Origin of the sequence: Streptomyces sp. UNOC14_S4 (assembly GCF_020740835.1) — a bacterium.
Lineage (GTDB): Bacteria > Actinomycetota > Actinomycetes > Streptomycetales > Streptomycetaceae > Streptomyces.
This window is the reverse complement of record NZ_JAINFC010000019.1, coordinates 1-24,559: the sequence shown is the minus strand read 5'-3', so window position 1 is coordinate 24,559 and position 24,559 is coordinate 1. Positions and strand designations below refer to the sequence as shown.

Sequence of the window (24,559 nt, the reverse complement as noted above, 5' to 3'; positions counted from 1 at the left end):
CCGCGCGGAGCGGCCGGCGATCTCCCGCCCGGCGCCTCAGGGGCCGCTCAGGTCACGCGTGAAGCCATGCGTGAGCCCAGGAGTCAGGCCGGGTGTCGGGCCAGGGGTCAGGCCAGGGGTCGGCCCACGTGTGAGATCACGCACGGTGCTCCTTGCGGCCGCCCCGGTACTCGTCGTGCCAGTAGCGCGTGTCGGGGGTGCGCTCGCGGGGGCCCTCCTCGGGCTCCTTCTGGGCGTGCATGCCGAGATCCCGCCCGCGGTGCTGCCCGGGGCCGGTCCCCTTCGCCTTCCCCTGGTCACCGGTGGACCGCTGGCGGTCGTCCTTCTTCTTGCGTGGCATGGCGGGCTCCTTCCGCTTCGCACGGGCCTGTCCCTCCACCACAGCAGCGCGCGCCGCCCCCCGCACGCGGACCGGCCGCCGAACGGGTGAACGCTCACGCCGCGGGGGATTCGGGCCCGCCCGCGCGGGGCGCCCCCGGAAGCGGCCTCCCGCACGCTCGGGGCGCCCGACTTCCGGGGCCCACGTTCCGCGCCCACCATCGGGGCAGGCACCGAAGGAACCGTCGGAAGAACAAGGAAAGGGGCAACCCCATGAAATCGAGGACCTTCCGTCTCCGCCTCGCACCGGTGGTGGCGGCGGTCACGGCGGCTCTGCTGACCGGCGCGGCGGGGGCGGCCGTCGCGGCCCCGCAGGACGACTCCCCGAGCCCGTCCACCAGCGCCACGAGCTCGCAGACGAACGAGCCGCCGCAGGAGAAGGGGCAGGAGAAGGGAAGCGACCACTGGACCAAGCGCGGCCACTACGACAGCGAGGACTCCTGCCGCAAGGCCGGCAAGGAGGGCAAGGAGGGCAAGAGCCACGGCGACTGGCACGACTACAAGTGCAAGCGCGAATACGACCACGACGACTACCGCTACTACTGGTGGCTGTACACCCGCTGACCGGCGGGCGGCTTCCGCCCCGGGTCCTCCGGGAGACCGCCCGGAGGACCCGGCACGCACGTACTCCGCACGGCACACATGGTGAAGAGGGTGACACGGCTGTCCACATATCCACGGCCCAGCACTCGTGTTCCACTACGGTCGGCGCACGGCACGGTCGGCCCACGGCCGTGACCGGCTCCGCTCCCGTGACCGCTGCCGACCGGAGGGACATTCGCCATGACCTTCTCGTACTCGTACGTCCTGTACATCGAGAGCTCCGCGCCCGACGTCTGGCGCGCGCTCACCGACCCCGACCGGACGGCCGAGTACTGGGGGCACAGCAACGTGTCCGACTGGCAGCCCGGTTCCCGGTGGGAGCACCGGCGGACGGACGGCACGCACGTCGCCGACGTCGTCGGCACGGTGCTGGCGGCCGAGCCCCCGACGCGCCTGGTGAGCACCTGGGCGCCGCCCGGCGGGGAGCCGCCGCAGGGGCCGTCCACGGTGACGTTCGAGATCCAGGAGTACGCCGAGATCGTCCGCCTCACCGTGACCCACGAGAACCTCGCGGACGAGGCGGAGCGGGCGGAGGCGGCCAGGGGGTGGGCCGCCGTGCTGTCCAATCTCAAGACGTATCTGGAGACGGGGCGGGCGCTGCCGAAGGCGCCTTGGCTGATGCCGTAGCCGTGGCCGGTGGTCGGCCACGGCTCTTCCGCGGTCTTGGGGCTGCCGCCCCGGGGCCCGTTCGTCCGGTGCTGGCCGGTGGGACGGTTCGCCTACCAGAGTGCCTCTTGCGCTTGGCGTGCGGCCGCTGGTCCGGTGGAGGCTGGGCGCGCAGTTCCCCGCGCCCCTTTATGGGGCGCCCCGCATCGCTCGTTTCAGGCCCGCGTCGCTCGCGAGGAGGCCGCCGTCCACCGGCAGGGTGACGCCCGTGATCCAGGACGCGTCGGGCGAGGCGAGGAAGGCCACGGCCGCGGCGATGTCCTCGGGGCGGCCGACGCGCCCCAGTGGGTAGAGCGGGGCGGCGCGCTCCAGCACGTCCTCGCGGCCGTCCCAGTTGGGCGTGTGGACCGTACCGGGAGCGACGAGGTTGACGCGTACGCCACGTGCCGCGCAGTGCCCGGCCAGCGTGCGGGTGAGGCCCGCGAGGCCCGCCTTGGCGGCGCTGTAGGCGTGGTTGCCGAAGTCCCGCTCGCCGTTGACCGAGCCGACGCTGACGACGGAGCCACGCCCGCCCGCCGCCGCGAGGTGCGGCATGGCGGCACGTACGCACCGGAAGGCGCCGGTCAGCGTGATGTCGAGGTCGCGGAACCACTCCTCGTCGTCGGTGTCCTCCACGTACCGCTCGTCGGGGTGGCAGGACAAGGCGTTGTTGACCAGGACGTCCAGCCTGCCGAAACGGTCGACGGCGGTGGCGACGGCGGCCTCGACCGCCGCCCGGTCGGCGACGTCGCAGGGGAAGGACTCGGCGGCCAGCCCGTCGGCGCGCAGGGCCGCGGCCGTCTTGTCGGCGCGCTCGCCGTCCAGGTCGGTGACGAGGACCCGCGCACCCTCACCGGCGAACCGCAGGGCGGTGGCCGCGCCGATGCCGCGCCCCGCGCCCGTGATCAGTACCGCGTACCCGTCGAACCGTCCCGCTGCCGCCGTTGCCATGCGGGATCGCTACCCGCTGGGGGTTTCGGCAATCGCTTCCGCCCGGCGGGTGAGGCCGGGGCTCCGCCCCGGACCCCGGACCGCGCTCCGCGCGGTGTCCTCAAACGCCGGACGGGCTGGATTGCACACCCGGCCCCACCTGGTTACGCGGGCCTCTGTCCGGGCTCCGGGCTCAGCGCCAGCGCCACCGCGCGGACGAGCGCCTGGGCGCGCGGGTCGGCGGTGACGTTCTTCTGCATGCCGTTGGTGACGTAGCCGAAGGAGATCCCCGTCTCGGGGTCGGCGAAGCCGAGGGAGCCGCCGCGCCCGGGGTGGCCGAAGGAGCCGGGGGCCAGCAGCGGCGAGGCCGGGCCGTGCAGCATGTAGCCCAGGCCGAAGCGGGTGCCGACGACGAGGACGCGGTCCGGGCCCGCCGACTCCTCCGTACGGGCCAGGGTGAGCGTGGCGGGGGCGAAGAGCCGCCTGGTGCCGTCGAGGTCGCCGAGAAGCGAGGCGTAGAAGCGGGCCAGGCCGTCCGCGGTGGCGATGCCCGCGGAGGCGGGGAGCTCGGCGGCCCGGTAGGCCGGGGCGTTCTCGTCGGCCGTGGGCGTGATGGCGGCGAAGGCCCGGCGGGTCAGGGAGTCCGGGTCGCGGTACGCGTCGGAGACGGCCTTCTTGGGGCGCAGCCGCAGGCCCGTCGCGGCTGGGTCGGCGGGCGGCTCGACGTCGGCGATACGGCCGACGCGCGCCTGCTCGGCCTCGGGCAGGCCGATCCACAGGCCCGCGCCGAAGGGCGCGGCTATCTCCTCCGCGACCCAGCTGCCGATGCTCCGGCCGGTGACCCGCAGGACGAGCTCGCCGAGGAGCCAGCTGTAGGTCTGGGCGTGGTAGCCGTGGGCGGTGCCGGGCTCCCAGGCGGGCGCCTGCGCGGCGAGGGCCGCCGGGCCGCTGACGCCGTCGACGGCCTGGCCGGGGGTCAGGGGGGTGTCGAGGACGGGCAGGCCCGCGCGGTGCGAGAGCAGGTGGCGTACGAGGACGCGCTCCTTGCCCGCCGCCTTGAACTCGGGCCAGTACGTGCCGACGGGCGCGTCCAGGTCGACGAGCCCGCGCTGGTGCAGGAGCAGCGGGACGGCGGCGGCCACGCCCTTGGTGGCGGAGCGCACGACCTGGGCGGTGCCGGGGGTCCACGGCTCGCCGTCGGGGGAGCCGTCCGCGTCCCTGGTGCCGCCCCGGAGGTCGACGACCTTGCGTCCGTCCCGGTAGACGGCGACGGCCGCGCCGCGCTCGCCGCGCCGGGCGAAGTTCTCCGCGAAGGCGTCCCGGACCGGTTCGAAACCGTCCGCCACGGTGCCCTGGACGTCGACGTCCACCACTGTCTCCTGCTCCACTGTCTCGATTGCTGCTGAGCCATCCACCATGGTGCAACGGCGTACTCAATGCGCGTAGACCGGGGTGGATCGGGCGCGAGCCGGTGTGCCGGTGCGCCTACCGGGGTGCCTCTTGCGCTTGGCGCGCGGCCACCGGTCCGCTTCGGTTGCGCGCGCAGTTCCCCGCGCCCCTGACAGGGCGCGATGCCGCGCCGGGGCTTGCGCCCCTGAAAGGGGCGCGGGGAACTGCGCGACCAGCCACGACGGACCCGCAGCCGCCCGGCCACGCCAAGACGCAGGGCCACAGGCGCAAAGCCAGAAGCGCACGCCGGGCCGCACCCCTTCCCGCTAATGCGAAGCACTTGCAGCTGCGCCCGGCACGCGCCTACCGTGTGCCGTCATTTGCGTACCGCAAGGAAGGACCTCCATGGTCACCACCGACGCCGCCCAGGACGTACACCCATCCCGCCGGCAGCGAATAACCGGCGTGATGACGGGCCCCGAGTGGCGGCGGATGGGCGGGATGGCCGCGTTCATCCTGGCCCTGCACGTCATCGGCTGGTTCACCCTGGTGGCCGTCGTCGCCCCCGAGCACTACAGCCTCGGCACCAAGTCCTTCGGCATCGGCATCGGCGTCACCGCCTACACGCTCGGCATGCGCCACGCCTTCGACGCCGACCACATCGCCGCGATCGACAACACCACCCGCAAGCTGATGCACGAGGGCAAGCGCCCGCTCTCGGTCGGCTTCTGGTTCTCGCTCGGCCACTCCAGCGTCGTCTTCGCCCTGGCCCTCCTGCTCTCGCTCGGCATCAAGGCCCTGGCCGGGCCCGTCCAGGACGAGAACTCCGGGCTCCACGAGGTCACCGGCTGGATCGGCACCACCGTCTCCGGCGCCTTCCTCTACCTCATCGCGATCTTCAACATCGTGGTCCTGGCGGGGATCTGGAAGGTCTTCCGGAAGATGCGCGCCGGTCACTTCGACGAGGCGGCGCTGGAGGAGCAGCTGAACAACCGCGGGCTGATGAACCGCCTGCTCGGCCGGGTCATGAAGTCGATCACCAAGCCCTGGCAGATGTACCCGCTGGGCCTGCTCTTCGGTCTCGGCTTCGACACCGCGACCGAGGTCGCCCTGCTCGTCCTCGCGGGCTCCGGCGCCGCCTCGGGCCTGCCGTGGTACGCGATCCTGTGCCTGCCCGTCCTCTTCGCGGCGGGGATGTCGCTGCTGGACACCATCGACGGCTCGTTCATGAACTTCGCCTACGGCTGGGCCTTCTCCAAGCCGGTCCGCAAGGTCTACTACAACCTCACCATCACCGCCCTGTCCGTCGCCGTGGCCCTCATCATCGGCACCGTCGAACTGCTCGGCCTGATCGCCGACAAGGCCGGCCTGCACGGGCCGTTCTGGGACTGGATCGGCGGCCTCGACCTGAACACGGTCGGCTTCGTCATCGTCGGCCTGTTCTTCGCGACGTGGGCGCTGGCGCTGGCCATCTGGAAATTCGCCCGCGTCGAGGAGAAGTGGAGCCGCGACGTCGCCCCCTCGGAGAGGGCCGCCGAGGCAGCCTCCAAGTAGCCACCACGTCAGGGCTCGATCACCGGGAAGAACGGCTTCCGGACCCGTACGTCCGCCCGCTTCAGGTCCGCCGCGAGCCGCTCCGCGTCGGCGCGCGGCATGGGCATTGGCATCGGCCCCGTCCACGGCGGGTCGTAGCTCCAGGGGACCGGTCCTGTGTGGTGGTTCGCCGCCATCCACGCGTCGATGCGCGCGTCGACCCAGCCGTGCAGTTTCCAGAAGACCGGGTTGACGTGGGAGGAGTAGAAGTCCGCGAGCCAGTCGTAGCCGGGGGCATCCCAGCGGGGGTCGACCCCGAACGGGTCGCCGTCCGGGCGGTACGCCGGCATCGCGGCCGACCAGCGCAGGTGCATCCGGTTGTGGATCGTGAACTCGATGCTCGCGCCCAGGTGGCCCAGCGTCGTCCCGCGCAGGGCCGCCGGGTCGGTGAAGCCCGCCTCCCACTGCTGGATCTGGGTGTACGCCGCCGCGTTCTTGGACCGCGCGATGGCCGCGGTGGTGGCCGCGTCGTCCGGCACGGTGTACGCCGGGGGGACCGGGTATTCGGCGTCCCCGGGCGCGGGGATGTGCTCCCAGCCCACGACGCGGGGGTAGTGGGGGTCCTGCACCCGGGCCAGGATCGCGTCCACCTCGGCGATCATCTGCCGGTGCATATAGAGGAAGTCCTCGCCCGACCCGTTGTCGAGCTCGGGCCGGGGCGTCGGCCCGGCGGTCAGGGACGGGCGGGGCGGGTCCCAGCCGTGGTCGCGGAACACCTGCCGCTGGGCCTCGGTCAGACCCTCCCACTCGTTGCGCGAGACGTGCCACAGCATGTGGTGCATCCGCATCGCGCGCTCGGCCATGGCGTCGATCACGGGCCGGGGCAGGTAGGTCATCGCGCACTCCTGGTCGGTCCGGAGCTGTCCATGGCTGTCTATAGCTGTCCATAGGGCCTGCGGGTCCCGCCCGGTAAGCGGTTCAGCCCATTCTGTCCACCGATCACCCGTTTCAGCGTCCCGCAGGCCACGCGCGGATGCATCCGGGGGGCGCGTACCGGTGTGCAGGCGCTTCCCGCGCACGCCAGCGGTGGCGGCAGCGCGCGGTTGCCCGAATGCTGAGCCTGAGAAGAGATCCGGAGGAGATCCGGAGGCGCTCCGGAGGAGGCCCGCCGATGCCCACGGAGACCGCGCGGCCCACAGCGGAGGCCCCCGCACCGCCCGAGCTCGGCAGGCGCCGCGTCAACCTCGTCTTCGTCACGATCGTGCTCGGCATGCTGCGACCTCTTCGGGCGGAAGGTCGTCTTCCAGCTGAGCGCGGTCGAGGTCCTGGAGCCGGCCTTCACCCGTACGGCGCAGGCGGGCTACGCCTGGAGGACTGGGACGTCACCGACCCCGAGGACCGGGCCCGCCTCGACCGGGCGCTGGACGCGATGGCCGCCCGGCTGCTGGAGGAGGACGAGCAACGGAACGAGCGCACGGCTGTGTGAACGGCCGTGCGAACGGCCAGCGGTTGCGGAGCCCCGTGGCGCGGCGGACGGTGGCCTCGGACCATCACCGGAGTCAGGGATCTTCGAAGGAGAACGTCCGTATGCGCAGCACCCGAACGACCGCCCCGACCGCCATAGCCGCGATAACCGTCTGCGGCGCCCTGGCTCTCGGCACCGCCGGTCCCGCACTCGCCGCCGCCCCGCCACCGCCCTCCGCCGCGGGCCGGGCGGGCCCCGCTCCGGCGGCGAACACGGACGAGGTGATCGCGAACCTGGCCGACACGCTCGCGCTGGCCACCCGCTTCACCCGGGAGGCGCGGGCCAAGGCCCCGAACGTGGCGGCGCTGCGGGATCTCCAGCAGCGGGTCAGGCACTCGTCCGACCGGCTGCTCTCCGCCGTGTGGGCGCGCGGGGTGAACGACGCGCGGGCGCGGGACGACGTCTCGGGCGTCCAGAAGCAGTTGGACAAGCTGAACCAGGATCTGCCCGCCTTGCTCAAGGCCGTTCAGGACAAGGACACGTCGAAGGTGACGTCCCTGGTCCCGCAAGTGCTGGCGGACCTCCAGGCCCTGTTGACCTCCGTACCGGGCCTGCTGGGCGACGACGGGGGCGCGGGGCTCCCGACGCTCCCGAGCCTCCCGATCCCCCTGCCCGCCGGGTAGAGCCGTTCGTCAGAGCGCTGCCCGCGTCCCCGTGCTCACCGGGCTCGTCGCGGTGGCGGCACGCAGCGCGTCGTCCTCCACCTGGTCGGCGGTCAGGGCGTAGCCCGTCTCCGGGTCGGAGGTGGAGCGTGCGAAGACGACGCCGTAGACCTTGCCGGACGGGGTCAGGAGCGGGCCGCCGGAGTTGCCCGGGCGGACGGTGGAGCGGATGGAGTAGACGGTACGGGTGGTGACGCCGTCCCCGTAGATGTCCTGCCCCTTGGCCCGGACCTCGTTGGCGACGGTCGCGGCGCGCAGGTCCAGCCCGCCGTTCTCCGGGAAGCCCGCGACGACGGCCGCGTCGCCCCGCTTGGCGGTCTTGTCGAACGGCAGCACGGGCGCGTCGAGACCCGGCACGTCGAGGACGGCGACGTCCGTGCGGGGGTCGAAGAGGACGACCTTCGCCTGGTACGCGCGGCCGACGCCGCCGACGCGCACGGTCGGCCTGCTCACCCCGGCGACCACGTGCGCGTTGGTCATCACGTGCTGCGTGGCGTAGACGAAGCCGCTGCCCTCCTGGCCGCGGCGGCTGCCGCCGACGTCCGCGACGCCCTCGACCTTGACGACGCTGTCGCGCGCGGCGCGCGTGGCGGCGGGGGTGACGGCGTCACCGGACGGCTTGGCGACGCCGGTGGCCGGTTCGTTCTCGAAGGGGTTGAAGACCTGCGGGAAGCCCGCGCCCGCCAGGGCGTCCGTGGTGCGGCTGAACCACGTGGGCGCCTGCTCGGGCATCGCCTTCTGCACGGCGCCGAGCAGGGCGGAGTCCTTTATCTGGCGGGTGAGCAGCGTGGAATTCGCCGAGACCAGGACGCTCGCGGCGACCCAGCCGACGAGGAGGACGGCGAGCGAGTTGACCGCGGCGCCCCCTATGCCGTCCAGGCCGCGCACCGGCGCCCAGGTCAGGTGGCGGCGCAGGCGCCAGGCGAGGCGCCCGGCCAGGGCGTGCCCGAGCGCGGCCGGGACGAGGACGACGAGGACGGCGACCACCGCCGCGGCGGAGGTGCCCGCTTCGAAGGGCTCCAGCGCCCAGGGCAGCGCCCACACGCCGAGCACCGCGCCACCGAGGAAACCCGCGAACAGCACGAGACCGGCGATCAGACCGCGCCGGAAGCCGGAGACGGCGTAGGCGAGGACGATCAGCATGAGAAGCACATCGAGCAGGTTCACCGCGGAGCCCTTTCCATCACACGCGCCCCCCGTTCGCGTCCACACGGTGTGTGGACTAGAGAAAACGCCCGTACAGGGATGAACGGTTCCCTGGCGTGGCGCGGACCACAGGCGGGCGGGGGCACACGACGGGCGCGAAAAAGCCCGGTGGTGAACCCCTGGAGCAGGGTTCCACCACCGGGCCGGTTACCGCCAGTAGGTGTCACTCGGGCGCCCCGTAAGGGGCGCGGGGCTGTTCCGATCTGCGGCTCCGCCGCGTGGGCGCGACCAGCGCCCCGTAAGGGGCGCGGGGAACTGCGCGACCAGCCACAACGGACCCGCAGCCGCCGGACCACAGCCTCAGGCAGACGCTGACGCGTCAGACGCGAGCGAGCTCCCGATCCCCATCCGCATCGGGGTCACGGTCGTCACCCTTGGTGACGGTCTGAGCAAGCTGCTTCTGCAAGCCCTCACCCTCGACATCCACGTTCGGCAGGATCCTGGCCAGCCACGACGGCAGCCACCACGCGCCCTTGCCCAGAAGAGCGAGCACCGCCGGAACGATGGCCATGCGCACGATGAACGCGTCGAAGAAGACCGCGACCGCCAGACCGAAGCCGATCATCTTGATCATCGACTCGGAGGAGCCGATGAAGCCCGCGAAGACGCTGATCATGATGACCGCGGCGGCGGAGACGACCCGCGCGCCGTGCTTGAAGCCGGTCACGACCGCCTGGCCGGGGCGCTCGCCGTGGACGAACGCCTCGCGCATCCGGGTCACGAGGAAGACCTCGTAGTCCATCGCGAGACCGAAGACGACGCCCACCATGAAGATCGGCATCATGCTCATGATCGGGCCGGTCTCCTCGACGCCGAAGAGCCCGCCGAGCCAGCCCCACTGGAAGACCGCGACGACCGCGCCGAGCGCGGCGACCACGGAGAGCAGGAAGCCGAGCGCCGCCTTGAGCGGGACGAGCACGGACCGGAAGACGACCATCAGCAGCACGAAGGCCAGGCCGACGACGAGCGCCAGGTAGGGCAGCAGGGCGTCGTTGAGCTTCTGCGAGACGTCGATGTTCATCGCGGTGGAGCCGGTGACGAGCACCTTGGCCCCGCTGTCCGCCTTGATCTTCGAGCCCTCGGCACGGATGGCGTGGACGAGGTCCTCGGTCTTCGTGCCCGTCGGCTTCGACTTGGGCACCACGGTGATCGTCGCGGTGTCACCGGCCTTGTTGAAGGCGGCCGGGGTGACCATGGCGACGTCGTCCATGCCCTTGATCGTGTCCACCACGGTGTTCGCGGCGGCCTTGGGGTCCTTGGCCTTCGCCGCGTCGGTGACCACCATCAGCGGGCCGTTGAAGCCGGGGCCGAAGCCCTCGGCCAGCAGGTCGTACGCCTTGCGCTGGGTCGAGCTCTTCGACGCCGCGCCGTCGTCCGGCAGGCCGAGCTGGAGCGAGGCGGCGGGCACGGCGATCGCGCCGAGTCCGAGCACACCGGCGGCCAGCACCCACACCGGCTTGCGCAGCACGAAGCGGGCCCAGCGGGTGCCCATGTTGGGCTTGCCCCCGGCGGCCGGGACGCCCTCGCGCTTGCGGTCCTTGCGGGCCAGCACCTTGCGCCCGGCGAAGCCGAGCAGCGCGGGGATGAGGGTGAGCGCGATGAGGACGGCGATCGCGACCGTACCGGCGGCGGCCATGCCCATCTTCGTCAGCATCGGGATGTTGACGACGGCGAGGCCCGCCAGCGCGATGACCACGGTCAGACCGGCGAAGACCACCGCGGAGCCCGCGGTGCCGACGGCGCGGCCGGCCGCCTCCTCGCGCTCGCGGCCCTCGGCCAGCTCGGCGCGGTAGCGGGAGACGATGAACAGCGCGTAGTCGATGCCGACCGCGAGGCCGATCATCATCGCCAGCGTGGAGGTGTTGGTGGACAGGTCCAGGACGGGCGCGAGCGCCGTGATCGAGGAGACGCCGATGCCGACGCCGATGATCGCGGTGAGCAGCGGCAGACCGGCGGCGACCAGCGAGCTGAAGGTGATCAGCAGGACGATCGCGGAGACCACGATGCCGATGGCCTCGGAGCCGCCCTCGGGCATCGACTGCAGCGCGCTGCCGCCGATCTCCACGGTGAGGCCGGAGTCACGGCCGTGCCGGGCCGCGTCCTTGAGGTTGTCGCGGGTCGCGTCGGTCAGGTCCTGGGGCTTGGCCTGGTAGGAGACCGAGGAGTAGGCGACCGTGCCGTCCTTGCTGACGGCGCCGGGGGTCTCGAAGGGATTGCCGGCCTTGTCGACCTGCGGGCCCTTGAGCTCCGCGATGGCCTTCTCGACCGCCTGCTGGTTCTTCGCGTCGGTGATCTTCTGGCCGTCGGGGGCCTTGAAGACGACCCGGGCGCTCGCGCCGTCGGGCATCTGGCCCGGGAAGCGCTGCTCCAGCAGGTCGAAGGCGGCCTGCGCCTCCGTGCCGGGGATGGAGAAGTCGTTGTTGGTGGACTTGGACGCCGTCGCGGCGCCCGTACCGGCGAGCACCAGCAGCAGCACCCATATGAGGGCTGCGTACCAGCGGCGCCGGAAGGCGAGCCGGCCGAGTCTGTAGAGGAACGTGGCCACGGGTGTCGTGCTCCCGTCGGTCGTTGGGCTAACAGGGCGTGGGGTACCGCCCCGACGACGAGAGCGGCGCGTCAGGGTGGGGCAGGTGGAACGTCAGAGGCCGAGCGCGGGGATGATCACGGCATCGACATAGCGGGACAGGTACGCGGAATCCGGGTGCCGGTCCTCGACCAGGTGCCGGGCGACGAAGGCGCCGACCATCATGTGCCCGACATAGTCGAGCGCGGGATTGTCGGCGGCGATCTCGCCCCGGTCGACGGCGCGGCGCAGCACCGCGTCGAGCTCCGCGAGCTCGGGCTCGATCAGCATCTCGCGCAGGGCGCGGAGCAGGTCCGGGTTGTTGTGCGCGGCCCGGCTCAGACCCCGCATCAGCGCGGCGTCCTTCTCCATCTGCGCGTCGTCGGCCGCGCACATCAGGGCCCGCAGGTCGCCGCGCGCCGAACCGGTGTCCACGTCCGACGTCCTGACCGGCTTCTGATGCCGCAGCGCGCTCGCGACCAGCTCGGGCTTGCCCCTCCACTGGCGGTAGAGGGTGGCCTTGCTGGCGTGCGTACGGGCCGCCACGGCGTCCATGGTGAGGGCGTCGTAGCCGACCTCACGCAGGATGTCGAGCACGGCGGTGTACAGCTCGCCCTCGCGTTCGGGCGTGAGCCGCGTACGGCGCGGCGTCACCGGATCGGTGGGTTCCGTCGGCATCGGCCACTCCTCTCGGCTCACGGGGGATCCCGGCTCGCGGGAACGAAACGGTTTCGTACGCAACGAAACGAGCGTACGACGGGCCACCATCGAAACGATGCCGTTTCGATGGTGTTCTCCGTCACGGGCCGGACGTGACCGGCGCCACGGCCTCGCACCACGCCCCCGCGCCACGGACCCGCCCGGGCGGCGTACGCCCCGTCGAGTACGCCGGGAGCACCCAGGAAGCACGCCCGACCGAGTTGCCGTGGGCTGCCGGGGCCGAAACGATGAAGAGGTGAGTGATGCGTATCTGCGGTTCCCTCATCTGAACGGCGATCTGCTCTGCTTCACGGCCGAGGACGACCTCTGGATCGCCCCGCTCGACCACTCCGGCGCCGCCGCGGAACGGGCCTGGCGGCTGACCGTCGACCGGACCCGGCTCGGGCCCCCTCGCTTCTCCCCCGACGGACGGCACATCGCCTGTACGAGCTGGCGCACCCTCGACCCCGAGATCCACCTCGTCCCCGTCGACGGCGGGCCCGCGCGCAGGCTGACCTACTGGGGCAGCACCGACGCCCGCGTCTGCGGCTGGGCCCCGTCCGAGCAGGACGGCCGGTGCGACATCCTCGCCGTCTCCTCGCACGGCCAGCCCTTCTCGTACTTCTCGTGGGCCTACCGGGTGCCCACCGACGGCAGCCCCGGCAACAAGCTCCCCTGGGGTCCCGTCGCGGACATCGCGATCGCCGACATCGAGGTCGCCGGGGAGGGACGGCGGCACCGCACACTGCTGCTGGCGGGCAAGCCGCCGCACGAGCCCGCCGCCTGGAAGCGCTACCGCGGCGGCGCCACCGGACGGCTGTGGCTGCACGGCACCCGGCTCGTGCCCGACATCGGCGGCCACCTCGAAGCACCGATGTTCGTCGGCGGCCGCGTCGCGTTCCTCTCCGACCACGAAGGCGTCGGCAACCTCTACTCCTGTCTGCCCGACGGCTCCGACCTGCGCCGCCACACCGACCACGACGACTTCTACGCCCGCAACGCCTCGACCGACGGCGCCCGCGTCGTCTACCAGTGCGCGGGCGGGCTGTGGCTCGTCGACGACTTCGGGCCGCGGGGCACCCCGCGCCGCCTCGACGTACGGCTCGGCGGCACGCGCGCGGGGCGCCGCCCGTACCAGGTGCAGGCGGCCAGCAACGTCGACTCCCTGGCCGTGGACGGCACGGGCCGCGCGAGCGCCGTCGGGGTGCGCGGCAGCCTGTACTGGCTGACCCACCGCGACGGCCCGGCCCGCGCCATCGCCGACACCCCGGGCGTCCGGGTACGGCTCCCCGAGATGCTGGGCTCGACCGGGCGCATCGCCTACGTCACCGACGCCGAGGGCGAGGACGCCGTCGAGATCGCCCGGCTGCCGCGCGCCGCCGGGCCCGAGGAGCCGCGCCGCGTCGCCGCGGGCCGCATCGGCCGGGTGCACGAGACGGTGGCCGCCCCGGACGGCGGGCGGCTGGCCGTCGCCGCGCACGACGGACGGCTGCTCCTCGTGGACACCTCGCCCGAGGGCACGGGCGAGGTCGACGAGCTGATCCAGTCCGCCAACGGGCCCGTACGGGACCTCGCCTTCTCCCCCGACTCGGCGTGGCTGGCCTGGTCCCACCCCGGCGTCGGCCGCTCCCTGCGCCAGATCAAGATCGCGAAGCTGGCGGACCGGACGATCGTCGACGTCACCAACGGCCGCTTCGAGGACGAGCAGCCCGTCTTCACCCGCGACGGCCGCTACCTCGCCTTCCTCTCCTGGCGCGGCTTCGACCCCGTCTACGACGTGCACACCGGCGACCTGTCCTTCCCGCTCGGCTGCCGCCCCTACCTCGTGCCCCTGTCCTCGGCGACGCCCTCCCCCTTCGCGCTGACCGCCGAGGGCAGGCCCGCGGCGGGCGGTCTCGACCCCGACGAGTCCGCCGCCGGCACGGGCGGCTGGACGCTCGTCGAGGTGGAGGGGCTGGAGAGCCGGGTCACGCCCTTCCCGGTGGCCGCCTCCAAGTACTCCTCGCTGTCCCCCGTCAGCGGCGGCGGCCTGGTGTGGCTGCGCTGGCCGATCTCCGGCGCGCTCGGCGAGACCTTCGCCAACCCCGCCGACACCTCCGGCCGCCCCACCCTGGAGCACTTCGACCTCGCCAAGGCCAAGCGCACCGAGCTCACCGCCTCCCTCGACTGGTACGCGGTCAGCGGCGACGGCAGCCGCCTCGTGATCAACGACGAGGGCGAGCTGCGCACCGTGCCCTCCGGGGACGTCGGCGACTCCGACTCGACCGTCTACATCGACATGCGGCGCATCCTGCACGACGTCGACCCCGGCGCCGAGTGGCGAGGGGCGTACGAGGAGGCGGGCCGCATCGTGCGCGCCTACTTCTGGGAGCCGCGCATGTGCGGCATCGACTGGGCCGGCGTCCTCGACCAGTACCGGCCGCTCGTCGACCGCGTCGCCTCCCCCGACGACTTCGCCGACCTGCTCCGCGAGGTCCTCGGCGAGCTGGGCACCTCGCACGCGTACGTCACCCCCGCCCGCCGCAACGAGGGCCCGCCGCACTACCAGCGCGCGATCGGCCTGCTGGGCGCCAACCTCGTACGCGACAAGGACGGCTCCTGGATCGTGCGGCGCATCCTGCCCGGCGACTCCTCCGACTCCAAGGCCCGCTCCCCGCTGGCCGGTTCCGGCGTACGCGAGGGCTCGGCGCTCACCCACGTCGACGGCCGCCCCGTGGACCCGGTGGCCGGGCCGGGACCGCTGCTCGCCGCCGCGGGCGGCACCACCGTCGAGCTGACCTTCCGCTCCCCCGGCGACGAGGGGCACGCGCGGCGCGTCGCCGTCGTCCCGCTCGTCGACGAACGGCCCCTGCGCTACCAGGACTGGGTCGCCAAGCGGCGCGCCGTCGTCCGCGAGCTCAGCGGCGGCAAGTGCGGCTACCTGCACATCCCCGACATGGGCGGCTCCGGCTGGGCCCAGTTCAACCGCGACCTGCGGATGGAGATGTCCCGGCCCGCCCTGATCGTCGACGTCCGCGGCAACGCGGGCGGCAACATCAGCGAGCTCGTCGTCGAGAAGCTCACCCGCACCATCGTCGGCTGGGACCTCACCCGCGACGCGCAGCCCGTCTCCTACGCGAGCAACGCGCCGCGCGGCCCGGTCGTGGCCGTCGCCGACGAGATGACCTCCTCCGACGGCGACATGATCACCGCCGCCTTCAAACTCCAGGGCATCGGCCCCGTCGTCGGCCTCCGCACCTGGGGCGGCGTCGTCGGCATGACCGGCCGCCACCGCCTCGGCGACGGCACGTCGATCACCGTCCCGATGAACGCGGCCTGGTTCGACGCGTACGGCTGGAGCGTGGAGAACCACGGTGTCGAACCGGACATCGAGATCGACCGCACACCACTGGACTGGGCGGAGGGACGCCACAAGCAGATGGACGACGCGGTGCGGTTGGCGCTCGACTTGCTCGAGCGCCATGGGTGCGGCAATCCGCCGGATTACTCGGACGTGCCGGACCTGCGGCGGCCGAAGCTGCCGCCGCGCTAGGCGCTTCGCCTATGGGGGTGCCTCTTGCGCTCGGCGCGCGACTGCGGGCCGGTGGGGGCTGGTCGCGCAGTTCCCCGCGCCCCTGACGGGGCGCGCCCGGACGACGGCGGTCAGGCCAGCGGCTTCACGAAGCAGCGGCTCGATTCGTACTCGCGGTACACACCGAACTTCCGCGGAGCGGGCACATAGCCGACGGAGAGATACAGCGCGATCGCCTCGGGCTGCCGGTCCCCCGTCTCCAGCACCATCCGCACCCGGCCGCGGGCCGCCGCATCGGCCTCCAAGGCCGCAAGCACCCGCCGCGCCAGCCCCCTCCCCCGCACCTCCGGCACCACGAACATCCGCTTCAGCTCGGCGTCCCCCTCCGCATACCCCTCCTCGCTCGTCTCCTGCGACCGCCAGCCCCCAGTGGCGACCGGAGTGCCGTCGTCCTCGTAGGCGATGAGATACAGCCCACACGGCGGGGCGAACTCGGCCGGGTCGAGCGGTGTGAGATCGCCCTCTCCCCCGTACCGCTCCGCGTACTCGAGCTGCACCTGGTCACTGAGCTTCACGGCGTCCGGATGGTCGAAAGCGACAGGCACTATGCGCATCACCGGATGGTAAGCGCGACGGGCCGCCCGCGGCAGGGGCGCCCAGGAAGTCGGTATCGTGCCGGAATGCTCACCGTGACCTCCGTGAATGTGAACGGCCTGCGGGCCGCCGCCAAGAAGGGCTTCGTGGACTGGCTGGCCGCCACCGAGGCCGACGTCGTGTGCCTCCAGGAGGTCCGCGCCGAACCCCACCAGCTCCCCGACGAGGTGCGCGAGCCCGAGGGCTGGCACACCGCGCACGCCCCGGCCGCCGCGAAGGGCCGCGCGGGCGTCTCGCTCTACACGCGCCGGGAACCGGAGGCCGTCCGCGTGGGCTTCGGCTCGGCGGAGTTCGACGGCAGCGGTCGCTACATAGAGGCCGACCTGCCGGGCGTCACGGTCGCGAGCCTCTACCTGCCCTCGGGCGAGGTCGGCACGGAGCGCCAGGACGAGAAGGAACGCTTCATGGCCGAGTTCCTGCCGTACCTCACCGGTCTGCGGGCCCGCGCGGCGGCCGACGGCCGCGAGGTGCTGGTCTGCGGCGACTGGAACATCGCCCACACCGAGGCGGACCTCAAGAACTGGAAGGCCAACCGCAAGAGCGCGGGCTTCCTGCCCGAGGAGCGCGCCTGGCTGACGCGCGTCTTCGGGGAGGCGGAGTACGCGGACGTGGTCCGCGCCCTGCACCCGGGCGTGGACGGCCCGTACTCCTGGTGGTCCTACCGCGGCCGCGCCTTCGACAACGACTCGGGATGGCGCATCGACTACCACGTGGCGACGGCTGGTCTCGCGGAGCGCGCGGTGAAGGCCGTGGTCGAGCGGGCCGCGTCGCACGACCTGCGGTGGTCGGACCACGCGCCGGTGACGGTCGTCTACGAGCGCTGAGCGCCGTCCCTCGGCTCCGCGCACAGCCGGCGGTCCATGGCCATGGCCACCTCCGCCTCGACCACCGTCCTCGCGATCGGCCGCAGCCGGTCGAGGGCGGCGGCGAGGTCGTCCGCCGTGGCGGAGCCCGCGAGGACGTGGGTGCGGATGAGCTCCGTGAAGACGTCGGCGAGCGCGTCCGCGTGGGCGCGGACCTCGCGGCCCGCGGCCAGGATCGCGGCGAGCGGCACGCCGTGGTGGATCAGGGCCGTGGAGGCGTCGAGGAGGCGGCGGCTGACGTGCACGAGCTCCTCGCCGTCGACGGCGAGGTAGCCGATGTCGAGCGAGGCCGCGAGGTTCTCCGGGGTGACCTCGCCCTCGAAGCGGTCGGCCAGTTCGTCCGGGGTCAGGCGTACCGGGGTCTCCTCCGACCATGCCCCGGTCAGGGCCCCGCCCAGGCCGCCGCCCAGCAGCTCGCCCGTGTCCTGCGCGTGCTCGAAAGCCGTGAGCAGCTCGGCTATGCCGCCCAGCGTGTGCCCCCGCTGGAGCAGCGCGCCGATCGTCCGCAGCCGCGCCAGGTGGTGCCTGCCGTACCAGGCGATGCGCCCCTCGCGCCGCGGCGGCGGCACCAGCTTGCGCTCCCGGTAGAAGCGCAGCGTACGCACACTGATCCCGGCGGCCTCGGCGAGCTCCGCCGTCCGGAACTCCCGCCGCGCGCCCACCCCGTCATCCGTCGCCACGCGCGCAGCCTACGTCGTACGGCCCTGTAGAGCGCCCCATAGGGGCGCGGGACTGTGACATCGTGCGGCTCCGCCGCGTGGGCGCGACGAGCCACAGGGCCGTGCCCCGAAGGGGCGCGGGGAACTGCGCGACCAGCCACAGCGAACCGGCAGCCGCGCACGCAGCGCAAGCCGCACCCCCGTAGGCGCCACCGCGAAGCGAACCCCCGGTAACTTCCTTGCCCCGCCCCCCTATCGCTCTCCCGCACCGCTGCCCTACGCTCCGGACCGTGCCAGCAGACGCTGGCACGGTCCGGCTCCCCGGGAGGCGACGGCATGACCGAGCACGAACGGCAGCGCACTCACGTACGGGTGGCGGTGATCGGGTCGGGGTTCGGCGGGCTGGGTGCGGCGGTGCGGCTGCGCCGCGAGGGCATCACCGACTTCGTGGTGCTGGAGCGCGCGGACGCGATCGGCGGCACCTGGCGGGACAACACCTATCCCGGCTGCGCCTGTGACGTGCCCTCGCACCTGTACTCGTTCTCCTTCGCCCCCAACCCCGCCTGGCCACGCAACTTCTCCGGTCAGCCGCACATCCGCGCCTACCTGGAGCGCCTCACCGACACCTTCGGCATCAGGCCCCACCTGCGCCTCGACTCCGAGGTGCGGGGCCTGCGCTGGGACGACGAACTGCTGCACTGGGAACTGGAGACCGCTTCCGGCCCGCTCACCGCGGACGTCGTGGTCTCCGCCACCGGCCCGCTGTCGGACCCGAAGATTCCGGACGTGCCCGGCCTGAGCTCCTTCCCCGGCCGCGTCTTCCACTCCTCCCGCTGGGACCACGGTTACGACCTGCGCGGCAAGCGCGTCGCCGTCGTCGGAACGGGCGCCTCCGCCATCCAGTTCGTGCCGGAGATCCAGCCGGACGTCAGTCACTTGACGCTCTTTCAGCGCACCCCGGCCTGGGTGATACCGCGCGCCGACCGCCGCATCAGCGAAGCCGAGCAGTGGCTGCACGACAGGCTGCCCGCGACCCGCGTGCTGCGCCGCGGCGCGCTGTGGGGGATGCGGGAGCTCCAGGTCGGCCTGTTCACCAAGTGGCCGGACGGGCTGGCGATCCTGGAGCGGCTCGCCGCCTCCCACCTGCGCAAATCCGTCGCGGACCCGGCCCTGCGCGCCGCGCTGACACCCTCGTACCGCATCGGCTGCAAACGCATCCTGCTCTCCAACGACTACTACCCCGCGCTCACCCGGCCCAATGTGGACGTGGTGGCCTCCGGGCTCGCCGAGGTGCGCGGCTCCACGCTCGTCGCCTCCGACGGTACGGAGACGGAGGCCGACGCGATCATCTTCGGCACCGGTTTCCGGATCACCGACCAGCCGATCGGCGACCGCGCCATGGGAGCCGAGGGCAGGACGCTCACGGAGGAGTGGAAGGACGGCATGGCGGCCCTGCGCGGCACGACCGTCGCCGGGTTCCCCAACTTCCTGCAGATCATCGGCCCCAACACGGGCCTCGGCAACAGCTCGATGATCCTCATCATCGAGGCCCAGCTCAACTACCTCGCCGACTACATGCGGCAGTTGGAGATCCTCGGCGGCTCCTCGCGCAAGGCCGCGCTCGTGCCCCGCAGGTCCGCCGTGAACGCCTGGAACCGCAAGCTCCAGGCGCGGCTCACGCGTTCGGTCTGGAACACCGGCTGCGACAGCTGGTACCTGGACGCCGACGGCCGCAACACCACGGTCTGGCCCGGCGGCACCGCCGAGTTCCGCAGGGTCACCCGCCGGGTGGACCTCGCCGAATACCAGGCCCTGCGCGCGCCGCGGCCCGCGGACCGCGCCCCCCTCGACACGGAGGCGGTCCGATGAGCCGCGTACCCCTGGAAGGCCAGGTCGCCGTCGTCACCGGGGCCGCGCGCGGCATCGGCGCGCTGCTGGCCCGCAAGCTCTCCGCGCGCGGCGCCCGGGTCGCGCTCGTGGGCCTGGAGGACGAGGGGCTGCGCCGCGTGGCCGCGTCCCTGCACGAGGACGCGGCGCACTGGTACGCGGACGTCACCGACCACGAGGCGATGGAACAGGTCGCCCAGGAGGTCAAGGCGCGGTTCGGCAAGGTGGACATCGTCGTCGCCAACGCCGGGGTCGCCACGGGCGGGCCGTTCGAGAGCGCCGACTTCGCGGCGTGGCGCCGGGTCGTCGAGGTCAACCTCGTCGGCAGCGCCGTGACCGGCCGCGCCTTCCTGCCCGTACTCACCGAGAGCCGCGGCTACCTCCTGCAGATAGCGTCGCTCGCCGCGCTCACCCCGGCGCCCCTGATGACCGCGTACTGCGCGTCGAAGTCGGGCGTCGAGGCGTACGCGCACTGCCTGCGCGCCGAGGTCGGCCACAAGGGCGTACGGGTCGGCGTCGGCTACCTCAGCTGGACCGACACGGACATGGTGCGCGGGGCCGACGAGGACCCCGTGATGCGCGCGTCGCGCAGCCGCCTGCCGTGGCCCGCGAACCGCACCTACCCCCTCGGCCCGGCCGTCGACCGCCTCGTCGCGGGCATCGAACGCCGCTCCGCGCACGTCTACGCCCAGGCGTGGCTGCGCGGCATGCAGCCCGTACGCGGCCTGCTGCCGAACCTCATCGGCGCGTTCGGCCCGCGCGAGATGCGGCAGCTCGAACCCCGCCTGACGAGCGTGCGGGCGGGGCTCGTCGGACCCGGCGGCGAGGCGGACGAGAAGGCCCGCGCGACCCGCGGCGGGGCGTAGCGGAGGGTGATCGCCCGATATGCGGCATATGGGGGCCCATGCCACGCTGATTCGGGGCGCTTCGCCCCGAATTCCCCCCTCTGAGGAGTGAGACCGCATGGGCATGAAGGACGAGCTGCAACAGAAGGCTCAGCAGGCGAAGGAAAAGGCGCAGCGAGCCAAAGAACAGGCCCAGCAGCGCGGCCAGCAACTCCAGGACAAGGCCCGCGAACGCCAACAGCAGGGCAAGCAGCAGAGCTTCGACGACATCCAGGACGACGACCTCACCTAGCGAGGCGCTCACGCGCAGTTCCCCGCGCCCCGTAAGGGGCGCGGGGAACTGCGCGAGCAACCAGCGAGGACCCGCAGCCGCGCACCAAGCGCAAGAGGCACCCCAGTAGGCGCCCAGCCAAAACAGAGCCGCACCCCAGTAGGCGGAAGAACCCCATAGGCGCGCCCAAAAGAAAAACTCACGCCCGCCCCGAGATCGCCTCCTCCACCGCCCTACGGACATCCCGCGCCGGATACCGCTCCAGCCCCGTCCCGTACGGCTCCAGCACCGCGTCCAGCTCCGCCGCCTCCTTCTCCCTCACCTCGGCGATCAAAACCGTGGCCCCGGGCGGCACTTCGGCAGCAAGCATCTCGACGGCCGCGGCCGCGGCCGTCGCCTCGCGCGCATCGCGCATGCCGCCCGCCAGCCCGCCCGCACCGAACCCGATCATGACGCCGAGCGGTCCCCCGAGGATGCCGACGAGCCCGCCCACCAGGCTGCCCACGGTGAACCCGCGCGCGACGCCGGTGTTGTCCTCCGCGTCGGGGAAGTCGAGGGTGCCGTCCGCGTCGCGGGTGATCACGACGGCCTCGTGGAGTTTGACGTCACCGTCGTCGTCGGCCTTGCGGAGCGCCTCCAAGGCGCGGTGCCCGGCATGGGGCCCGTCGACGGTCATGAAGAGGACGTGCTCGTCCATGGTGGCCGCTCCCGTGTGTGCGTGGGCGAATCCGGCGGAACCGACGGCTCGGAACGGGTGGCTCGGAACCGATGGCTTCCACTCTTGCCGCTGCCCGGCCCGCGCGCACGTTCACGGCCTCCCGCCGGGCGGTGGCTCCTCCACCGCCCGGGCCTCGGGCCCCGCCTCCTCCTTCCGCACGGACTCCGTCAGGTCCAGCGTCGCCTCCGCCCCACCGCCTTCCGGGTTGGCGAAGCCCAGCCGCGCCCCGAGCACCCGCGCCTGCCCGGCGGCGATCGTGAGCCCCAGGCCGAGCCCGGAGCCCGAGCCGGTGCGGAAACGTTGCGGCCCGCTGGTGAGCAGCGGCAGCGGGAAGCCGGGACCGTTGTCGCGGACCCGGACGACGCCCCCGTCGACCTCGGCGACGACAGGCGCGGCACCATGCCGGAAGGCATTGGTGACGAGGTTGGCCAGGACGCGCTCGACACGTCTGCCGTCGGTCTCGACGAGGGCGTCCCGCACCACGCGCACCTCCACGCGCGCACCGTCCGGCACGGCCGTGGCCCGGACGGCCCGCCGGGTCAGCTCGCCGAGGCCGGTCACGTCGGTGTCGGCCCGCTCGGCGGAACCGTCGAGGCGGGCCACCTCCAGGACGTCCTCCATGAGCGCGCGCACGCGCTCGGCCCGGTCCTTGACCATCTCGGCGGGGCGGCCGGGCGACAGCAGGGCGGCCGCTGCCACCAATCCGGCGACCGGGGTGCGCAGCTCGTGCGCGATGTTCGAGGTGACCTCGCGCTCCGCCTGGATACGGGCGGCCAGCGCGTCGGCCATGGTGTTCACGGCGACGATCAGCCGGGCGATCTCGTCATCACCGCCACGGGGTCTCAGCCGGGCCGTGAGGTCGCCCTCCGTGATGCGCTCGGCGGCGCGGGCGGAAGCGTTGAGACGACGCCCCACGACGGTCGCGAGAGTCACGCCGACGGCACAGGCGAAGGCGGTACCGAGGCCGCCCGCGAGCCAGAGGATCTCGTCCAGGTCCTCCAGGTTGCGCGTCTCCCGGGTGTACGGATGCCGGACGACGATGACGTCGCGCCCGAGCCTGCTGCCCGCCCAGAGCGTCGGTTCGGGGCCGCTGCGGTCCAGATAGGTGGCTCGTTTGCCCCTGTCGATGGCGTCCCGCAGCGGCCCGGGTATCCGCTCGGGGTTGACGAGCGTGCGGGCCCGGTCGATGCCCGCGGCGTGGTCCTCCACGGCCGTGCCGAGCCGGGACAGCAGGGTGTCCCGCGCGGTGTCGAGCTGGGTGCCGGCGGTGCGGTGGTGCACGACGAGGCCCATGATGACGGCGACCACGGCGGCGGTGGCCGTGATGGCCACGCCGATCTTCGTACGCAGTCCCATGCTTCAGGCTCCTCGGCGGCTAACGCTTGGGGACGTGGAGCCGCAGGTCGCGCAGCTCTTCGTGCTGCTCGGCCGGGAGGCCGTCCACGTCGACCACGGCGCGGCTGTAGTAGGCGGAACGCTCCTGCCGTACGAGCCCGCCGAGCGTGACCCTGGCCTCGTACGGCTTGCCCGCGCAGGCCGGCGTGCACCAGGTGCCGCCCACCTTGCCGGTGCCCTCGGCCGTCGCCCCGCCCCAGCTCTTCCAGCGCAGGCCGGTGAGCCGGACCGTACCGGTGGCGGTGAACGCCTCCGGACGGCGCAGCGCGGGCAGCCCCGCGCCCTCGGAGACATAGACCGGCGCGGTGCCCGGCGAGGGGCTCTGCGCCGGGCCGGACACCTTGAGCCCGCCCGGGTCGGCGCAGCCGCAGAGCAACCCCACCGTGAGAACGAGGGTGCCGAGGGTCCCGCCGAACGATCGCAGTGACTGCGCCACGGGCTTCCTCGGGTCGACGGGACGGGGGGTACGGGTCCTGCGGTTGCTTCGGGTGCTGTCGGTGCTACGGGTACTGCGGGCATTACGGATACTGCGGGCACTGCGGGCACTGCGCGTACGACGGGGCTTGCGGGACGGGCGGAGCAGACCCGATGGGGCCATTCGTACCAAATCTAAGCTGCCTGGCCGGTTTGCCGTACGCGCCCTTGCGGCGTGGCGCTCATCAGCTCGTAGGATCACCGCGCTCGACTGGTCCGGTCCGCTCTCCGGTCCGCTCTCCGCGGTGCCACGGTGGAGGTCACCATGCCCATCGCCCGTCGTACCCTCCTGTGCGCCCTCGCCGGAACCGCCGCGCTCGGCGCGGCCGGCACCCCCGCCGTCGCGAGAGCCACAGGCCTCCCGGGACTCACAGGCTCCTCCGGAGCGGGCGCCGGTGGCCCCCAAGGAGGCACCGGAGGCCGGGGCGACCGGAGCGGCACCGGCACCGGCGGCATCGAAGGCTTGGACGGCTCGGACGGCTCGGACGGCTCGGGCAGTCCGGACGGCTCCGGCGGCTCCGGCGGCTCCGAGGTCACCGGCGGTGCCGGTGCCCCTGGTGGCCCTGGTGGCGCCGCTGCCGCCGCTCTCGCCCGGCTGCTGCCCCGCCACCACTCCCAGGTCACTTTCCGCGCCGTCCCTCGCAGGGGCGGCACGGACGCCTTCCGCGTCTCGGGTACCGCGGGCGCGCTCCTGGTGGAGGGCGCCACCCCGGCGGCGCAGCTCACGGGGTTCCACTGGTACCTCAGGCATACGGCCCACGCCCACTTCTCCTGGAACGGTGCGCAGACCGCCCTCCCCGACCGCCTACCGGGCGTCCGTACCCCGCTCGTCAAGGCGGCGAACGTCGCCCACCGCTTCGTGTTCAACGACACCAACGACAGCTATGCGGGCCCCTACAGAGGTTGGGACTACTGGGAGCACGAAATCGATGTACTCGCCCTGCACGGCTTCAACGAAGTACTGGTCTACACGGGCGCCGACGCGGTCTACCACCTCACCTTCAAGGAATTCGGCTACAGCGACACCGAGTTGCGCGAATGGCTTCCCGGCCCCGCGCACCAGCCCTGGTGGCTGATGCAGAACATGGCCTCCTTCGGCGGCCCCGTCTCCCCCCCCCTCCTCGCCCGCCGCCCCGCCCTGGCCCGGCG

At 72.9% G+C, this 24,559-nt stretch carries 23 protein-coding genes; 11 read left to right on the top strand and 12 right to left on the bottom strand.

From position 1 onward, the window contains the following. Nucleotides 1-136: 136 nt before the first annotated feature. Entirely contained in the window at nt 137-340 is a 204-nt protein-coding gene (locus tag K6I34_RS03525; protein ID WP_229322564.1) for a hypothetical protein, read from the bottom strand. Between the two features lie 251 nt (nt 341-591). Between K6I34_RS03525 and K6I34_RS03520 the strand changes: the two genes are divergently transcribed. Both K6I34_RS03520 and K6I34_RS03515 read left to right on the top strand, forming a co-directional pair. Next, entirely contained in the window at nt 592-942 is a 351-nt protein-coding gene (locus K6I34_RS03520; protein ID WP_229322563.1) for a hypothetical protein, read from the top strand. A gap of 219 nt (nt 943-1,161) precedes the next feature. Beyond that, on the top strand, nt 1,162-1,608 hold the full coding sequence (locus tag K6I34_RS03515) for an SRPBCC domain-containing protein (RefSeq protein ID WP_229322562.1): 447 nt from the start codon (nt 1,162-1,164) through the stop codon (nt 1,606-1,608). 168 nt (nt 1,609-1,776) lie between these two features. On the opposite strand, the gene K6I34_RS03510 is transcribed toward K6I34_RS03515, so the two are convergent. Next, the gene (locus K6I34_RS03510; RefSeq protein ID WP_229322561.1) at nt 1,777-2,577 is read right to left on the bottom strand and encodes an SDR family NAD(P)-dependent oxidoreductase; all 801 of its coding nucleotides are present in this window, start codon (nt 2,575-2,577) and stop codon (nt 1,777-1,779) included. 143 nt (nt 2,578-2,720) lie between these two features. Then, entirely contained in the window at nt 2,721-3,974 is a 1,254-nt protein-coding gene (locus K6I34_RS03505) for a serine hydrolase domain-containing protein (RefSeq protein WP_374230784.1), read from the bottom strand. Nucleotides 3,975-4,413: 439 nt separating this feature from the next. On the opposite strand from K6I34_RS03505, the gene K6I34_RS03500 reads away from it, so the two are divergent. Beyond that, nucleotides 4,414-5,499, top strand: coding sequence for a HoxN/HupN/NixA family nickel/cobalt transporter (locus K6I34_RS03500; RefSeq protein WP_229322571.1), 1,086 nt, complete (start codon nt 4,414-4,416; stop codon nt 5,497-5,499). Nucleotides 5,500-5,507: 8 nt separating this feature from the next. Here K6I34_RS03500 and K6I34_RS03495 read toward each other — a convergent pair whose 3' ends face one another. Continuing rightward, nucleotides 5,508-6,374 (bottom strand): hypothetical protein, encoded by an 867-nt coding sequence (locus tag K6I34_RS03495; RefSeq protein ID WP_229322559.1) that lies wholly within the window; start codon nt 6,372-6,374, stop codon nt 5,508-5,510. Between the two features lie 275 nt (nt 6,375-6,649). Between K6I34_RS03495 and K6I34_RS03490 the strand changes: the two genes are divergently transcribed. Further along, complete coding sequence (locus K6I34_RS03490) at nt 6,650-6,964, top strand: hypothetical protein (RefSeq protein ID WP_229322558.1); 315 nt, start codon at nt 6,650-6,652, stop codon at nt 6,962-6,964. A gap of 101 nt (nt 6,965-7,065) precedes the next feature. Beyond that, nucleotides 7,066-7,626: a hypothetical protein gene (locus tag K6I34_RS03485; protein WP_229322557.1), complete on the top strand. Its 561-nt coding sequence runs from the start codon at nt 7,066-7,068 to the stop codon at nt 7,624-7,626. Between the two features lie 9 nt (nt 7,627-7,635). Here K6I34_RS03485 and K6I34_RS03480 read toward each other — a convergent pair whose 3' ends face one another. The 3 genes from K6I34_RS03480 to K6I34_RS03470 all read right to left on the bottom strand — a co-directional run bounded on the left by K6I34_RS03480 (nt 7,636) and on the right by K6I34_RS03470 (nt 12,112). Continuing rightward, entirely contained in the window at nt 7,636-8,832 is a 1,197-nt protein-coding gene (locus K6I34_RS03480; protein ID WP_229322556.1) for a MarP family serine protease, read from the bottom strand. 358 nt (nt 8,833-9,190) lie between these two features. After that, on the bottom strand, nt 9,191-11,416 hold the full coding sequence (locus tag K6I34_RS03475) for an MMPL family transporter (RefSeq protein ID WP_229322555.1): 2,226 nt from the start codon (nt 11,414-11,416) through the stop codon (nt 9,191-9,193). Between the two features lie 93 nt (nt 11,417-11,509). Then, a complete protein-coding gene (locus K6I34_RS03470; RefSeq protein WP_229322554.1) occupies nt 11,510-12,112 on the bottom strand; it encodes a TetR/AcrR family transcriptional regulator in 603 nt (200 codons plus the stop codon). Between the two features lie 277 nt (nt 12,113-12,389). Here K6I34_RS03470 and K6I34_RS03465 point away from each other — a divergent pair, with 277 nt between their 5' ends. Continuing rightward, nucleotides 12,390-15,665 (top strand): S41 family peptidase, encoded by a 3,276-nt coding sequence (locus K6I34_RS03465; RefSeq protein WP_229322553.1) that lies wholly within the window; start codon nt 12,390-12,392, stop codon nt 15,663-15,665. A 110-nt stretch (nt 15,666-15,775) separates the two neighbouring features. On the opposite strand, the gene K6I34_RS03460 is transcribed toward K6I34_RS03465, so the two are convergent. After that, on the bottom strand, nt 15,776-16,258 hold the full coding sequence (locus K6I34_RS03460) for a GNAT family N-acetyltransferase (protein WP_229322552.1): 483 nt from the start codon (nt 16,256-16,258) through the stop codon (nt 15,776-15,778). Between the two features lie 66 nt (nt 16,259-16,324). Here K6I34_RS03460 and K6I34_RS03455 point away from each other — a divergent pair, with 66 nt between their 5' ends. Further along, a complete protein-coding gene (locus K6I34_RS03455; protein WP_229322551.1) occupies nt 16,325-17,122 on the top strand; it encodes an exodeoxyribonuclease III in 798 nt (265 codons plus the stop codon). Here K6I34_RS03455 and K6I34_RS03450 read toward each other — a convergent pair. Further along, nucleotides 17,110-17,841, bottom strand: a complete 732-nt coding sequence (locus K6I34_RS03450) for a MerR family transcriptional regulator (protein WP_229322550.1) — start codon at nt 17,839-17,841, stop codon at nt 17,110-17,112. The two genes, K6I34_RS03455 and K6I34_RS03450, sit on opposite strands and share 13 nt — an antisense overlap. Nucleotides 17,842-18,156: 315 nt before the next feature. On the opposite strand from K6I34_RS03450, the gene K6I34_RS03445 reads away from it, so the two are divergent. From K6I34_RS03445 to K6I34_RS03435, 3 genes are all read left to right on the top strand, one after another. Beyond that, nucleotides 18,157-19,689 carry an NAD(P)/FAD-dependent oxidoreductase gene (locus K6I34_RS03445; RefSeq protein ID WP_229322549.1) on the top strand — a complete coding sequence of 511 codons (1,533 nt, stop codon included), beginning with the start codon at nt 18,157-18,159 and terminating at the stop codon, nt 19,687-19,689. After that, nucleotides 19,686-20,573 (top strand): SDR family oxidoreductase, encoded by an 888-nt coding sequence (locus tag K6I34_RS03440; RefSeq protein WP_229322548.1) that lies wholly within the window; start codon nt 19,686-19,688, stop codon nt 20,571-20,573. The genes K6I34_RS03445 and K6I34_RS03440 overlap by 4 nt, the downstream gene beginning before the upstream one ends. A 97-nt stretch (nt 20,574-20,670) precedes the next feature. After that, nucleotides 20,671-20,844, top strand: a complete 174-nt coding sequence (locus tag K6I34_RS03435; RefSeq protein WP_229322547.1) for a hypothetical protein — start codon at nt 20,671-20,673, stop codon at nt 20,842-20,844. Nucleotides 20,845-21,022: 178 nt separating this feature from the next. Here K6I34_RS03435 and K6I34_RS03430 read toward each other — a convergent pair whose 3' ends face one another. The 3 genes from K6I34_RS03430 to K6I34_RS03420 form a co-directional block, all read right to left on the bottom strand. Beyond that, complete coding sequence (locus tag K6I34_RS03430; protein ID WP_229322546.1) at nt 21,023-21,520, bottom strand: DUF1269 domain-containing protein; 498 nt, start codon at nt 21,518-21,520, stop codon at nt 21,023-21,025. A 111-nt stretch (nt 21,521-21,631) separates the two neighbouring features. Continuing rightward, nucleotides 21,632-22,897: a HAMP domain-containing sensor histidine kinase gene (locus K6I34_RS03425; RefSeq protein WP_229322545.1), complete on the bottom strand. Its 1,266-nt coding sequence runs from the start codon at nt 22,895-22,897 to the stop codon at nt 21,632-21,634. Between the two features lie 19 nt (nt 22,898-22,916). Further along, nucleotides 22,917-23,372: a hypothetical protein gene (locus K6I34_RS03420; protein WP_229322544.1), complete on the bottom strand. Its 456-nt coding sequence runs from the start codon at nt 23,370-23,372 to the stop codon at nt 22,917-22,919. Between the two features lie 303 nt (nt 23,373-23,675). Between K6I34_RS03420 and K6I34_RS03415 the strand changes: the two genes are divergently transcribed. Beyond that, on the top strand, nt 23,676-24,559 hold an 884-nt coding region (locus K6I34_RS03415; protein WP_229322543.1), incomplete at its 3' end, for an alpha-N-acetylglucosaminidase TIM-barrel domain-containing protein.